This window comes from Chitinophaga sp. 180180018-3 (assembly GCF_037893185.1).
GTDB lineage: Bacteria > Bacteroidota > Bacteroidia > Chitinophagales > Chitinophagaceae > Chitinophaga.
In genome coordinates this window covers 801010-816287 of sequence record NZ_CP140772.1, presented here as the reverse complement: position 1 = coordinate 816287, position 15278 = coordinate 801010, and the positions used below count along the sequence as shown (strand labels likewise).

14 protein-coding genes are annotated in these 15278 nt (G+C 45.2%); 10 read left to right on the top strand and 4 right to left on the bottom strand.

Annotated elements, in window-relative coordinates:
* The first annotated feature begins 433 nt into the window (after positions 1-433).
* Both ahcY and UNH61_RS03340 read left to right on the top strand, forming a co-directional pair.
* A complete protein-coding gene (ahcY, locus tag UNH61_RS03345; protein ID WP_326990696.1) occupies positions 434-1762 on the top strand; it encodes an adenosylhomocysteinase in 1329 nt (442 codons plus the stop codon).
* Positions 1763-1869: 107 nt separating this feature from the next.
* Positions 1870-2601, top strand: a complete 732-nt coding sequence (locus UNH61_RS03340; RefSeq protein WP_326990695.1) for a pyridoxine 5'-phosphate synthase — start codon at positions 1870-1872, stop codon at positions 2599-2601.
* A gap of 141 nt (positions 2602-2742) precedes the next feature.
* Here UNH61_RS03340 and lon read toward each other — a convergent pair whose 3' ends face one another.
* The 4 genes from lon to UNH61_RS03320 all read right to left on the bottom strand — a co-directional run bounded on the left by lon (position 2743) and on the right by UNH61_RS03320 (position 8417).
* Entirely contained in the window at positions 2743-5145 is a 2403-nt protein-coding gene (gene lon / locus UNH61_RS03335; protein WP_326990694.1) for an endopeptidase La, read from the bottom strand.
* Between the two features lie 250 nt (positions 5146-5395).
* The gene (locus UNH61_RS03330; protein ID WP_326990693.1) at positions 5396-6013 is read right to left on the bottom strand and encodes a porin family protein; all 618 of its coding nucleotides are present in this window, start codon (positions 6011-6013) and stop codon (positions 5396-5398) included.
* 113 nt (positions 6014-6126) lie between these two features.
* Complete coding sequence (locus UNH61_RS03325) at positions 6127-7035, bottom strand: hypothetical protein (RefSeq protein ID WP_326990692.1); 909 nt, start codon at positions 7033-7035, stop codon at positions 6127-6129.
* Positions 7036-7151: 116 nt separating this feature from the next.
* Positions 7152-8417, bottom strand: coding sequence for a metallophosphoesterase (locus tag UNH61_RS03320; protein ID WP_326990691.1), 1266 nt, complete (start codon positions 8415-8417; stop codon positions 7152-7154).
* Between the two features lie 463 nt (positions 8418-8880).
* Here UNH61_RS03320 and UNH61_RS03315 point away from each other — a divergent pair, with 463 nt between their 5' ends.
* The 8 genes from UNH61_RS03315 to cysD all read left to right on the top strand — a co-directional run bounded on the left by UNH61_RS03315 (position 8881) and on the right by cysD (position 15232).
* Entirely contained in the window at positions 8881-9561 is a 681-nt protein-coding gene (locus tag UNH61_RS03315) for a metal-dependent hydrolase (RefSeq protein ID WP_326990690.1), read from the top strand.
* A gap of 66 nt (positions 9562-9627) precedes the next feature.
* A complete protein-coding gene (locus tag UNH61_RS03310) occupies positions 9628-10437 on the top strand; it encodes an AAA family ATPase (protein ID WP_326990689.1) in 810 nt (269 codons plus the stop codon).
* On the top strand, positions 10434-11351 hold the full coding sequence (locus tag UNH61_RS03305) for a ParB/RepB/Spo0J family partition protein (protein WP_326990688.1): 918 nt from the start codon (positions 10434-10436) through the stop codon (positions 11349-11351). The genes UNH61_RS03310 and UNH61_RS03305 overlap by 4 nt, the downstream gene beginning before the upstream one ends.
* 4 nt (positions 11352-11355) lie before the next feature.
* Positions 11356-12081 (top strand): DUF5683 domain-containing protein, encoded by a 726-nt coding sequence (locus UNH61_RS03300; protein ID WP_326990687.1) that lies wholly within the window; start codon positions 11356-11358, stop codon positions 12079-12081.
* A gap of 47 nt (positions 12082-12128) precedes the next feature.
* Positions 12129-12851, top strand: coding sequence for a 4-hydroxy-tetrahydrodipicolinate reductase (dapB, locus tag UNH61_RS03295; RefSeq protein WP_326990686.1), 723 nt, complete (start codon positions 12129-12131; stop codon positions 12849-12851).
* A gap of 97 nt (positions 12852-12948) precedes the next feature.
* Positions 12949-13365: an Rrf2 family transcriptional regulator gene (locus tag UNH61_RS03290; RefSeq protein ID WP_326990685.1), complete on the top strand. Its 417-nt coding sequence runs from the start codon at positions 12949-12951 to the stop codon at positions 13363-13365.
* Positions 13366-13601: 236 nt separating this feature from the next.
* Positions 13602-14285 carry a phosphoadenylyl-sulfate reductase gene (locus UNH61_RS03285; protein WP_326990684.1) on the top strand — a complete coding sequence of 228 codons (684 nt, stop codon included), beginning with the start codon at positions 13602-13604 and terminating at the stop codon, positions 14283-14285.
* Positions 14286-14323: 38 nt separating this feature from the next.
* Positions 14324-15232 (top strand): sulfate adenylyltransferase subunit CysD, encoded by a 909-nt coding sequence (gene cysD, locus UNH61_RS03280; protein WP_326990683.1) that lies wholly within the window; start codon positions 14324-14326, stop codon positions 15230-15232.
* Positions 15233-15278 lie beyond the last annotated feature (46 nt).

The following is a 15278-nucleotide window of genomic DNA, read 5'->3' as shown; positions in this document are numbered from 1 at the left end:
TAGATTTTTAATCAAACATGAAAAACAGTCCTTTGTAAAACCCTATATGCGCAAATCTCTGTGTTGGCTCTCCCGGCGTAAATTGTTTCTTCTACTCTTCTGATGAAACTGAAAAACCAGCCGCCGCAATCAAAAATGTCATTTTGAGGTGTTGAGGTATAAGATATATTAATGGTATTTTTATGATTCGTATAATTATTTCATACCCTTACACCTGTTGCAGACCAGCAAACAATTTATTAATATAAAATATATATTAATTAGCAAATTTATAATAATATTTATATTAAATCAAATTAATTTATAAAAAGGGAGATGGGATACCAGGGCGGACTTTCCTTGACAAAAAATTTAGGGGATCTGCTGCGAAGGACAAACAGTATCATTATGTTAAAAGTTAAAATAACCCTAGATTTGCACAAAACGAAAAAGAATGTCAACTATAGCAAAATCAAACATTGACTTTAGCCTCGAATACAAGGTAAAAGAGATGTCTCTTGCTGCCTGGGGCCGCAAGGAGATAGAACTGGCAGAAGCAGAGATGCCAGGCCTGATGTCATTGAGAGAAGAATATGGTAACAGCAAGCCACTACAGGGTGCACGCATTGCCGGTTGTTTACATATGACTATTCAGACTGCTGTACTGATTGAAACCCTGGTTCATCTTGGAGCTGAGGTTCGTTGGAGCTCTTGCAATATATTTTCTACTCAGGACCATGCTGCTGCTGCTATTGCTGCTGCCGGCGTACCTGTTTTTGCCTGGAAGGGCCTGAATGAGCAGGAATTCGACTGGTGCATTGAACAGACCCTGTTCTTTGGTAGCCCTGACCGTCCGCTGAATATGATCCTCGACGATGGTGGCGACCTCACCAACATGGTACTGGATAAATATCCTGAACTGATCCAGCATGTAAAAGGATTGAGTGAAGAAACCACTACCGGCGTTCACCGTTTATACGAACGCATGAAAAATGGTACTTTACCCCTTCCTGCTATCAACATCAATGATTCCGTTACCAAGTCTAAATTCGACAATAAATATGGCTGCCGCGAATCCTGCGTAGATGCGATCCGCCGCGCAACCGACGTAATGATTGCCGGTAAAGTAGCTGTGGTTGCAGGTTTTGGCGATGTGGGTAAAGGTTCTGCCGAATCACTGAGAGGTGCCGGTGCCCGCGTAATCGTTACCGAAATTGATCCTATCTGCGCGCTGCAGGCTGCTATGGAAGGTTATGAAGTGAAGAAGATGAACGACGCTGTGAAAGAAGCTGATATCATTGTTACCACCACCGGTTGCCGCGATATCATCGCTGGCGAACACTTCAAGCTGATGAAAGATAAATGTATCGTTTCCAATATCGGTCACTTTGATATTGAAATCGATGTTGCCTGGTTAAACAAAAACTATGGTAATACCAAAGTGGAAATCAAACCTCAGGTAGATAAATACACCATCGATGGTAAGGATATCATCCTGCTGGCTGAAGGCCGCCTCGTAAACCTGGGTTGTGCAACCGGTCACCCTTCTTTCGTAATGAGTAACTCCTTCACCAATCAGGTGCTTGCTCAGCTCGAACTGTGGCTGCATTCAGATAAATACGAAAACAAAGTATATGTGCTGCCTAAACACCTGGATGAAAAAGTAGCCCGCTTACACCTGAAAAAAATCGGTGTTGAGCTGGATGTACTGACCCATACACAGTCTGAATACCTCGGTATTCCAGTAGAAGGTCCTTTCAAACCAGATTATTACCGGTACTAATCTTTTAAGTCTCTTAGCTTTTTATATTTAGCCTTTAGTGAACTGTTTTAATGGTTTACTAAAGGCTAAATGTTAATAGCTAAAGCTAATTCTTGTATTTTTGCCACATGACAAAGCTGAGTGTAAACATCAACAAGATTGCCACACTGCGGAATGCACGTGGTGGCAACCTGCCGGATATTTTAAAGGTGGCACAGGATTGTGAACGCTTCGGTGCAGAAGGTATCACTGTTCACCCCCGCCCCGATGAACGCCATATCCGCTACCAGGACGTTAGAGATCTGAAACCATTGGTGAAAACTGAATTCAATATCGAAGGCTATCCTTCAAAAGAATTCATGGACCTGGTACTTGAAGTAAAACCTCATCAATGTACCCTTGTTCCTGATCCGCCAGATGCTATTACGTCCAATACAGGTTGGGATACTGAGAAATACCAGTCACAGCTGAAAGACGTGATCTCTACCCTGAAAAACGCAGGCATCCGTGTTTCTATCTTCCTCAATCCCGAAGTAAGTAAAGTGGCTGGCGCTAAAACAGCCGGCGCCGACCGCATCGAATTGTATACCGGTCCTTACGCAGAAGAATATATGAAGGCCCGTACGCAGCCGCAAAACCTGCAGTTGTTCAACGACTACAAAAACACTGCCCGCGAAGCCACTGCCATCGGCCTTGATATCAACGCCGGTCATGATCTCAACCTCGATAATCTCCGCTTCTTCAAACTTCACATTCCACAGTTAAAAGAAGTATCCATTGGTCATGCCCTCATCGCCGATGCCCTGTATTACGGCCTCGAAAACACAATACAGCTCTATAAGCGCCAGCTTATAGATTAAAATAAAAAGCCGTTCTGCCTGTTTCGCAGAACGGCTTTATCAACCCTTAAAACAATCAACATGGTTCACACCGGAGTCACAACTAAACCGGTACGAACGTATATAAATTGCCGCCAGGACTGACAGCAATATTACGCGTGTTTACTTCTTTAATAACGCTATTTCCAATACTTGGTTCATTTCACGCACATAATGAAATTTCATGCCTTTGATGTAAGACGGATTGATATCCTTGATATCTTTCTCATTTTGCCAGCAAAGGATGATTTCCTTGATGCCTGCCCTTTTGGCGGCCAGGATTTTTTCCTTAATACCTCCCACCGGTAATACCTGTCCACGTAAAGTAATTTCTCCCGTCATGGCCAGATAGGATCTTACCTTTCGCCCGGTAAAGATGGAAGTAAGCGCGGTGAGCATGGTGATACCTGCACTGGGACCGTCTTTCGGTACGGCTCCTTCAGGAATATGTACATGCACACTTTTCTGTGTGAATAACTTAGGATCAAGTTTCAGCTCAACAGCGTGCGACTGCAAATAAGTAAGCGCAGTAACAGCGGATTCCTTCATCACATTACCCAGGTTACCAGTCAGCTTCATCTCTCCTTTTCCTTCGCTCAAACTGGCTTCAATAAACAGGATATCGCCTCCTACATACGTCCACGCCAGACCTACAGCCACTCCCGGAGGATTCCCCACTTTATAGATCTCATTGGAATAACGGGGCTTGCCTAATATGCGCTGCAAATCGTCACCTGTCAGTGAATCCGGTAATTTTTCCTCCATTGCCACATGCTTGGCCAGGTTACGCATAATTGCAGCAAACTGCCTGTCGAGCTCACGTACGCCACTCTCACGGGTATAATCCGAAATCAATTGCTCGATCACTGCATTGGGCATGCGCACTTTCGTATCCTTCAAACCATGCGCATCCTTTTGCTTGGGCAGCAGGTGCCTTTTGGCGATCTCCACTTTCTCTTCTATAGAATATCCGCTCAGGTCAATGATCTCCAGCCTGTCGCGTAACGCCGGATGAATCGCATTGATATTATTGGCTGTGGCAATGAACAATACCTTGCTCAGGTCATATTCCAGCTCCAGGTAGTTATCGTAAAAGGTGCCGTTCTGCTCCGGATCCAGCACTTCCAGCAACGCGGAGCTCGGATCGCCTCTCAGATCGTTACCTATCTTGTCTATCTCATCGAGGATCATCACGGGATTGGATGATTTGATCTTGCGGATCGACTGCACCACTCTTCCCGGCATTGCACCGATGTAGGTTTTACGGTGGCCCCTGATCTCACTTTCATCATGCAGTCCTCCCAGGCTCAGACGTACATACTTGCGGCCTATCGCATTTGCAATGGAACGACCCAATGAAGTTTTACCGATACCCGGAGGGCCTACGAAGCACAGAATCGGCGATTTCATATCTCCTTTCAGCTTCAATACAGCGAGGTACTCCAGTATACGTTCTTTGATCCTGTCCATGCCATAGTGGTCATGGTCCAGTATTTTCTTTGCCTTTTTCAGGTCGTAGCTATCGGTGGTATAATCGCCCCAGGGCAGGTCCAGCAGCAGATCCAGGTGATTGTACACAACGCTGTAATCGGGTGTGCTCGGATGCATGCGCTCCAGTTTCTCAATACCCTTGGAAAAAGCTTCCGCAGCAGCAGCAGGCCATTTCTTCTCTTCTGCCTTACGTTTCATCTCCTTCAGCTCCCTGTCGTTGCTATCGCCGCCCAGTTCTTCACGGATCGATTTCATCTGCTGTTGCAGAAAGTAATCGCGCTGTTGTTTGTCGAGATCTGCTTTGGTTTTGTTGGTAATCTTGTTCTTCAGTTCAGCCAGCTGTAATTCTGTCTGCAGCAATTTCATCAGCAATTCCGCACGGGTACGCAGGTTGTTGATCTCCAGCAATTGTTGCTTATCCTTCACATCTGAATTGAGGTTGGAAGACACAAAATGCACGAGGAACGACGCATTTTCAATATTCTTGAGGATAATGCTGGCTTCTGAAGGCAGGTTCGGCGACAGCTGAATAATCTGTCCTGCCAGGTCCTTAATGGAAGAAATATAGGCTTCAAACTCTGAATCATCCTCCGCCACTTCGTCCTGCAATATGTTCACTCTTGCTTTGAAGTAGGGATCTTCTGAAACAATCTCCTCTATCTTAAAACGCTTACGCCCCTGGATAATAATTGTGGTACCGCCGTCCGGCATCTTGATCAGCTTCACAATACGGGCCACAGTTCCTACATCACTGAGATCGGCTACTCCCGGATCTTCTATTGTACTGTCTTTCTGTGCTACAACACCTATCGCTTTGTCAGTTTTATAAGCGTCGTTTACTGCTTTTATGGATTTATCGCGGCCTACGGTAATCGGCAATACAACTCCCGGAAATAATACCGTATTCCGTAATGGTAATAATGCCAGTTCGTCGGGGATCTTTTCCTCCTCCTGTCCCTCTCCATCTTCATTCAAAGGGATAATAGGCATGAATTCCATTTCTTCTTCCGAATTTCCTAAGTAAAATCTATTCATCTGAGATATTTGACGCCTTGTTAGGGACATTCTGTCACATCATCCCTTTAATAGTGGCTGTTTTTTGTGTATGGCGATATAGTCAAGTTTAATGCCAAGTGACGCAGTGGCAGTTGTTAATGATTGGTAAATATGCTTAAGATCTATTGAAAAAAGTACGGTAAAAAATTCAATAAAAAAAGCAGCGGGAATACCAATCGATGATTGGTATTCCCACTGCAGGCAAATAGCTATAGTTAGCAGCTAATAATTAAAAGGTTACACCCACGCCCAGCTGAATGGTCTGGCTTTTCCAGTTGCTGGTGTTTGCATAGCTGCTCACACTTTTGTCTTTCATGTCGTTAAATCCGATAACATAACGGGCACTTACGTTAATAATAGGTAGCTGCAACCATAAGCCGGCAACACCTGAAATTTCTCCACCTTTGAAAGCCTGATTAGCAGCACCTAATACTTTCCTGTCGCTTACCATCGCGCCAAACTGAGGTCCTACCTGCAGTTTCAGACGGGGAGTTCCCAGGTCAATATTGGCCAGTAATGGAATACTCAGATAATTCAAATTGATTTTTTTTCGGTTATCTGAAGTGCTTACTCCCTGGTAAATCTGATCAAAATTGTCGGTAGTTTCAGTTTTAGTGGATGAAAATATTACCTCACCCTGAACGCCAAAACCTTTAACAAGATTAAGCTGTGCAAAACCACCAAGATGGTAGCCTAATTTGAATCCATCCTGAAAACCGGTTCCGTCAAGTTTACCGAGATTTGCACCTCCTTTGATACCGAAGCGAAGCAGCTTTGTGGACTGAGCATTAACAGTTGAAACAGCAGCCATCGTCAGTACTGCTACGGCGAAAAACAGTTTTTTCATAAAATCAATTGTAGTTAATAATGGTTAAAATATAGACGTCCGAAGTAAACGTTACCCCTATTTGTAATTACGATTGCGGTAATCACAAATTCCGTGCTATTTGTTAATGAATCCTAAAAACTGTAGAGAACGCGAGCAGTGAAGTAACTCATAATACCTTGATCGTCACCGGTTAATGGCTTGAATACGGTATAGGTGGGAGCAAGGTTGACCCTGCCTATGAAATAGGAAAGATTGAGGGTCAGATCCAATGCGCGGGGTTGGAAATTAGTATGATCCTGAAAATTCAGCTCTTTTCCGGGATGTACTTTTACCTGCTTCAGCTTGGGTGAACGGGTGATATACTGGAATGCTTTCAGATTGCTGTAATAGTTTGCGGTTCCCATTGTGAGATTAACAGAAGGTGTTAACATCAGGATATCGAACCTGCCCAGTAACCCGGAAAAAACAAAGGGATGCCTTACTGCAACGATGGAGTTGAAATCGTTACCCCGCAGCGTTTCCCTGGAGTGCTCTCCTTCAGAAATATCTTTCCCCCAGCCGTAATCCAGGCTGATCCCCGGTTCCAGCCACCATTTGCGGTAATAGAAATAAGCAAACAGCTCGTTCTTGATAGGTGTTTTCGGCACATCAGTAGAATCTGCAAAAACATAACGTGTATAAGATATACCCGTGATGAAATTTTTATTCTTTGTAAAATCATAACCTGCAGTCAGGTCCCACTCAAACCAGGGCTGCCGGTCTGAGTTAAACAGGTAATAAGCGCTAACTCCTCCATAGAAGCCGCTTTTATGATAGTAGCTGAGAGACGGTGCAACAAAGGTTTTCAGAACAATGGGCAATTCGAAGTTGGTCACTTTACTGCCGTAAGCAGGATTATTTCCATACCCCACGCCAATCACAACTTCGCTCTTTTGCTGTTTCTGCAACAACGAGTCCAGCTGCTTTTCCAGCTCTGCTAAAGTTTGTCCCGCTGCTATACGGCTACATAATAACAGAAAAGTTAAGAAGTATAGGCGCATGTGTTTACTTAGTACATAGCCGCAAGATAAGTGTAATTCATCATTTAACGTCAAATATCCCGTGAATCGGGCGAATGAGGAGTTAAACAAAGCTTTTCTGTCGGTAGCCAGGTAAATTATACCAGATCAATCACGGTGATCTCTGGTAATATCCCTACCCTTCCCGGATATCCGAGGAAACCAAATCCCCGGTTCACATACAGAAATTGCTCCCCTTTCTTATACAACCCAGCCCACTCTTTATAGAAATACTGGGCCGGGCTCCATTTCAGACCGGGAATCTCCACACCAAACTGCATTCCGTGGGTATGCCCCGCCAGCATCAGGGAAATATCCGGGTATTCCGGCCTTACCTGTGCATTCCAGTGAGTGGGGTCGTGCGATAAAAGGATCTTGAAAGGTATATGCTCTACTCCTTCGCTGGCCCGCTTGAGATCGCCATAACGAGGGAAACGTTTAATAGCGCTCCAGTTCTCTACTCCCAGCAGGGCAATCTGCTCTCCATTACGCTCCAGTACTTTATTTTCGTTCATCAGCAACTTCCAGCCCAGCTCTCCGTGCAACGCCTTGAGCCGTTCCAGGTTCTCGTGCTGCAGCGCACTATACCCGTTAGGCGTTTTGTCCGGCCAGGCATAGTAATCGCCATAGTCGTGGTTCCCAAGGGTAGAATATACGCCCATAGGTGCTTTTATCTGACTGAAGACATCCATCCACTGGGCCATCTCCACGGCACGGTCGTTCACCAGATCCCCGGTGAACAGTATCAGGTCTGCTTTCTGATCATTAATCATTTTGATACCTTTCAGCACCGCCTCCCTGTTAACAAAGCTTCCGGAATGGATATCGGAGATCTGCACGATGCGCATCCCTTTAAAAGATGCCGGCAGATTTTTGAATGCCAGCTTCAGCTTATGTACCCGGTAGTTGTATTTGTTAGAGAAGCCGTACATCATGGTGGCGAAGAAGGCGCCTCCGGTCAGCAATCCAAGCCTGTTCAGGAACTGAGAGCGGGAAATGCCACTGGTAACTGATTCCACCGACGGACTCGGATTCCCCGCAAATTTCCTGATTACCCATACAACCCCTCTGCGCACGTCATCGATCAACAGGAATAAGGTCACGAATAGTTTGGCTATCACGAGTGTCAGGAAAATGGCCATCAGGTACGATTTCACCGGTGCAGGCCAGTTCTGCCAGTTTATATAAGGCAGCAATGCCACCATCATTATACAGATAAAAGAGATCGCCCAGTAAATACTATAACTGATGTTCCTCAGTCGTGGGGCCGACATATAAAACATGGCCCTGACCGCCTGAAAAACATAAATATCCAGTATCAGCAGAAAAACAATAAGAATAACGGAATTGATCCCCGGTCGCATTACAAATATTTAATATAAAAAATAATAAGGGGGCAATTTACTGTAACTTATCTGGTCAGAAAAGTTAAAACAAACTATCGCCAACAAATATACGGACGAATTAACCGGGCGGAAATTGTATTTTAGTTATCAACAGTCATCTGCTGACAACCGGCAATAATTTTAATATTTTAATAATATATTATACTCCCGGCTATTGAAACCGGCTAGGAATTAATGGGTTAATCTCGTAACAGGCCTGTTTTGCGGACAGTTTGTGTATAAATAAATATACCGCCGCACCTGAATTTTGGGTAATCGTTGTATTTTTGTCCGAATACAAGAAGAAACAATTAAGAATCAGGAATTAAGAATTAAGAAACAGAGCGGAGACAATAGCGAATTATTTTCTCCTGATTTATCTCCGCTCCGTTTCTTAATTCTTAATTCCTAATTCGTAATTTCATAGAAAACAGCCCAATTTATGAAGTACACCTGCTATGGTCATTCGTGTTTTGCAGTGGAGGTAAATGGCAAAAAAATATTGTTTGATCCGTTTATCAGTCATAATGAACTGGCAAAGAAGGTTGATATCCAGTTAATTGCAGCTGACTATATTTTTGTATCTCATGGTCATGAAGATCATATAGCAGACCTGGTAGATCTGGCAAAACGCACCAATGCCACGGTGGTATCGAATTTTGAGATTGTGACCTGGGCAGGCAGGCAGGGTATTGAAAAGCTTCACCCGATGAATACGGGGGGAAAGTGGAAATTCGATTTCGGCACCGTGAAATGTGTGGTAGCCCACCATTCGAGCAGCCTGCCGGATGGCACCTACGCCGGTAATCCGATGGGCTTTGTGTTCATGACAGACGAAGGTAACTTCTACTACTCAGGAGATACGGCACTCACCCTGGATATGGAGCTGATTCCTGCTATTGCGTCCCTCGACTTTGCCATATTACCCATAGGAGATAACTTTACCATGGGTGTGGAAGATGCGATCGCCGCTGCAGATATGATTGAATGCGACCGGATCATAGGTGTACACTATAACACCTTTGGTTACGTTAAGATAGATACGGAAGAAGCCATCGTACAGTTCATCGATGCGGGGCTGGAACTGATACTCCCTGAAATAGGCAGTACCATTGAGGTTTGAGGAAGAAGCGATCAGTACTGATTTATCCTTTATCCTATAAATAACCTTAGAATTTTAAATTTAACAATGGCTAGAATAATCGCAATCGCTAACCAGAAAGGTGGCGTAGGAAAAACTACAAGTGCAATAAACCTGGCAAGCAGTCTGGCTGTGCTGGAATACAAGACACTGCTGGTAGATGCTGACCCGCAGGCGAATAGCACTACAGGTTTAGGGTTCGACCTGCGCAATGTGCAGCAGAGCTTATATGATTGTATGGTGAACGATGTGCAGGCCAAAGATGTGGTGCTTGAATCTGATACCCCCAATCTGAAAGTACTTCCCTCCCATATCGACCTCGTTGGTGCTGAACTGGAGCTGATCAACCACCCTAACCGCGAGCGGGTGATGAAGCAGGTGATTGATTCTGTAGAGGGCGACTATGATTTTGTGATCGTTGATTGTTCCCCCTCACTAGGCCTGATCACTGTAAATGCACTGGTGGCATCCAACTCCGTGATCATCCCCGTACAATGTGAATTCTTTGCCCTCGAAGGCCTGGGAAAATTATTAAATACCATTAAGATCGTACAGAGCAGGCTGAATACTGACCTGGAAATTGAAGGCATCCTGATGACCATGTACGATGGTCGTCTGCGCCTGAGCAACCAGGTTGTGGATGAAGTGAAACAACATTTCGAAGAAAGTGTTTTCAATACCATCATTCACCGTAATACCAAACTGGGTGAAGCTCCCAGCTTTGGTAAATCTGTAATTATGTACGATGCAGCCAGCACAGGTGCTATCAACTATCTGAACCTGGCCAAAGAAATATTGCAGAAACACGATTTCACGAAAATTAAATCCAAAGATAAAATCCTAGCTACAAAACGATGACTAATCCAAGTAAGAAAGAGGCGTTGGGTAAAGGCATCCGCTCACTGCTTCAAAACATAGATACAGATCTGAAGCATACTGCCAGTACCCTGGGCGATAAGGTGGTAGCCGCTGCTACCGGCATTGAACGCATACCGGTAGACCAGATTGTAACTAACCCGAAACAGCCGCGCCGTGACTTTGATGAGGTGGCCTTACAGGAATTAAGCCAGTCGATCAAGTTGCACGATATCATTCAACCCATCACCGTAGCCAGGATCAGCGTGAAAAAATACCAGCTGATTGCCGGCGAACGACGCCTGAGAGCCAGTAAACTGGCCGGTTTGAAAGACGTGCCAGCCTATATCCGCCAGGTAAACGACCAGGAGCTGCTGGAGCTGGCCCTGCTCGAAAACCTGCAACGCGAAAACCTCAATGCCATTGAGGTTGGTCTGAGTTACAAACGACTGATGGAAGAATGTAGTCTTACCCAGGAACAGGTGGCCGATCGCATGGGCAAAGAAAGAAGTACCGTCACTAACTATATCCGCCTGCTGAAACTACCCCCTGATATCCAGGTTGCAGTCCGCAACGGCCAGCTTAGTATGGGACATGCCCGCGTACTTACCGGCGTGGAAAATGTGGAAAATCAATTGTTCCTGTATAATGAAATACTGAAAAATGGTTTGTCTGTAAGGCAAACCGAAGACCTGGCCCGCAGAATTAATCAGGACAACAAAACCAATCCGCAGAAAGCGGCTAAATTGAAATTACCTCCTGCTTTTCAGAAAATCGAGGATAAACTGGCTTCTCATTTCTCTACCAAAGTGAAACTGGACAGAACCAGAAACGGAAAGGGCAGTATTTTAATTGAATTCTATTCGGATGACGAGCTGGATAGTATCCTGGAAAAAATAGATTTATACGGTGGCTAAAAAGATGGGATATACATTCCGATCACTTCGATATTTTTTACTGATCATACTACTGGCAGCTGTCTGTCGGCCGCTCAGGGCACAGGATACCGTACGTACCGGGGTCAGAGCTGCAGATACCGCAGCCCGGCACCTGCAGGATACCTCCAAAGCAGGTAAAGCTATACTGGCTGCAGGTACCGACACAACGCTCGCCCATAAAAGTACAGCCCGGGACACTTCCTATATTCCGAATTCCAGGCTGCCTCACAGTCCGCGTAAAGCGGCCCTGTATTCAGCCGTATTACCCGGTCTCGGACAGGCCTACAATCGTGAATACTGGAAAATACCACTGGTGTACGCTGCCATAGGCACCTGTACCTATTTCTTCGTCACCAATATGGACACTTACAAGCGGCTAAGAAATTCCTACCGCATAAGGATGAGTGGCAATCCTGATCTGGTCGACAACGATAACTTAACCAAACACCTGGACAACCAGTCCGTAAAGTATAACAGGGATCAATACAGGCAATATGTGGATTATTCGGTACTGTTCTTTATTCTGTCGTACGGACTGAACATCATTGATGCTACTGTATTTGCGCACCTGCGAAACTTCGACATGTCGGACGATCTGAGTATGCGTATATCTCCGACACTAATTAACAACCGTACACTGGGCATTGGTATCAATATCTCCCTGGGAGGCAAAAAAGCCAGGGGCGCCGGGTACTTCGCCGGCCGTTGATCCACTGCTTTTATCAATCAATACTAAATATATCTAATCTAAGGGTCATGAAAATTGCGCTTATCGGTTATGGTAAAATGGGACAGGCAATAGATGCCATTGCCACTGCCAAAGGTCACGAAGTGGTGCTCCGGATAGACATGAACAGTCAGCATCTGCTGGAAAAGGAACACTTGTCAAAGGCAGATGTGGCGATTGAGTTTACCACCCCTGAAACAGCCTATCACAATATTCTGAAATGCTTTGAGGCCAATGTACCGGTTGTAAGTGGTACCACTGGCTGGCTGGAAAAACTGCCTGAGATCAAAGCACTTGCCGTGGAAAAAAACCAGGGCTTTCTCCACGCCACCAATTTCAGTATCGGTGTAAATATTTTCTTTGAGGTTAACAAACGGCTTGCTTCACTGATGGCCGGACAGCCTCAGTATAATGTGCAGATGGAAGAAATCCATCATACCCAGAAGAAAGACGCTCCCAGTGGTACTGCTATTACCCTGGCAGAACAGGTGCTGGCCAGCGTAACCCGTAAAACCGGCTGGGTGAATGAAGAAACTTCCAAACCGGAAAATCTGGCTATCATCTCCAAAAGGATAGACCCGGCGCCGGGTACCCACACGATCACTTACACTTCCGCCATCGATGATATCTCCATTACCCATACCGCCCATTCCCGGGAAGGCTTTGCTGCAGGCGCAGTAGTAGCCGCAGAATGGCTGAAAGGTAAAACCGGCGTTTTTTCCATGAAAGAAGTGCTTGGCATCGGAGACTAGCTGCCAGCAGCTGGTTGCTATTAAAATCTTATCTTTGCAGGAATAAAAAGTGCACACGTACTAAAAGTTCATCCGGGAGGGATGCAAATCAGTGAGTATGTTATCGAAAAAAACACAATACGCTTTTCACGCATTAGTTCACCTGGCTGAGAATGTAGATAAGGGCCCCATCCTTATATCAGAAATTGCCCAGGAGAAAAATATCTCTATCAAGTTCCTGGAAAACATCTTACTGGAGTTGAAGAACGCTGGTATTTTGGGTAGCAAGAAAGGAAAGGGAGGCGGTTATTACCTGATGCGCCCCCCGAAAGAGATAGCCCTGGCAAAGATTATCCGTCTGCTGGATGGTCCTATTGCCTTGTTGCCTTGTGTTAGCCTCAATTACTATGAGCGCTGTGAAAATTGCAGGGATGAGGCCACTTGCGGCCTGAATGAGGTAATGAGCAAAGTGAGAGATTCTGCGCTGAAAATTCTGGAGAATAAGACGCTGAAAGATATTCTGACACGAGGATAGGATAATTACGAATTACGAAATAGCTCGAAGACCTTAGCGGATAATAGTATTATCAATCGCTAAGGTCTTCGAGCTATTTCGTAATTCGTAATTCTTTCTTTTTAAGCAACTTAGAACAATAAAATAATTTTCGCACAAATAGTCTATCTTTTTTATAGGTTTTATGTATTTTTGTACATAGAGTGACCGTAATCACTCGCTGGCACTAGACATATCAATCAATAAGGAAGATCTACATGACAGACATTACCACCCAGCTGGTTAACAAATCAGTAGAGGAGGCCATACAGTTTCTGCTGGATCAGTATCCCGGAGCCGTGGCATTCTCCACTTCGTTTGGCCAGGAAGACCAGGTAATATCAGATATTATCTGGCGTAACCAATTGCCGGTTAGAGTTTTCACCCTGGATACAGGTCGTCTTTTCCAGGAAACCTACGATGTAATGGATCTTACCATGGCCCGTTACAAACAGCCTGTTGAAGTTTATTACCCCGATACAGCAGCCGTAGAGAAGCTTGTTACCACTAAAGGTCCTAATAGCTTTTATGAATCTGTGGAGAACCGCAAAGAGTGTTGTGGTATCCGTAAAATAATTCCCCTCAACCGGGCACTGGAGGGCGTGAAAGTATGGATCACGGGGCTTAGGGCAGAACAGTCCGAGAACCGCCAGAATATGGAAACCCTGGAATGGGATTCCCAACGACATCTCTATAAATATAACCCACTTATCCACTGGGGCTATGACGAAGTAGTGGCCTACCTGGAAAAGTATAACGTTCCGTACAACAAACTGCACGACAAAGGCTTTGTGAGCATAGGCTGTGCGCCTTGTACACGCGCCATCGAGGCTGGAGAACATCCCCGCGCAGGCCGCTGGTGGTGGGAACAGTCGAAGAAAGAGTGCGGATTGCACGGATAACTGCTTTTAGTTTTTGATTACAGATAATAACAGGATTCATGACCAGCAAAATAAATTGGGAATTCCCACAGGCCCTGGAAGATGAGGCGATATATATACTTCGTGAAACAGTAGCACAGTTCGAAAAGCCAGTGCTGCTTTTCTCCGGCGGTAAAGATTCTATCACCCTGGTAAGGCTCGCCCAGAAAGCGTTTTACCCGGGTAAAATACCATTCTCATTATTACATGTGGATACCGGACACAATTTCCCTGAAACCATTCAGTTCCGCGACTGGCTGGTGAATACCCTGGGACTGGATATCATTGTAAGAAATGTACAGGACAGTATCGATCAGGGTAAGGTACAGGAAGAAACCGGCAAATACGCCAGCAGGAATGCACTGCAAACAGTGACCCTGCTCGATGCCATCGAAGAAGGTAAATTTGATGCCTGCATCGGCGGCGCGCGCCGCGACGAAGAAAAGGCACGTGCCAAGGAAAGAATCTTCTCCGTACGCGACGAATTCGGCCAATGGAACGCCAAAATGCAACGTCCTGAGCTATTTGATATCCTCAATGGTAAAATTAATATAGGCGAAAACGTTAGGGTGTTTCCTATTTCCAACTGGACAGAGCTGGATGTATGGAATTACATCGTACGCGAAAAACTGGAAATTCCGTCTATTTACTTCTCACACGAAAGAGAGATCATAGAAAGAGATGGACTTTACTGGCCATATTCTTCCTTCCTCAATACTACCGCCGACGAAGTACCTTTCCGTCAGAAAGTGCGCTTCCGCACCGTTGGCGACATGACATGTACCGCTGCCGTACTGTCTGAAGCAGACAAACTGGAAGATATCATTGCTGAAATCATGGAAGCAAAGATATCTGAACGTGGCGCACGTATAGACGACAAACGCTCTGAAGCCGCCATGGAAAAGAGAAAGCAGGCAGGATACTTTTAACCGCCTTCATTACTGGAATAAATTAACTGATCACCAGGGGCTAAAA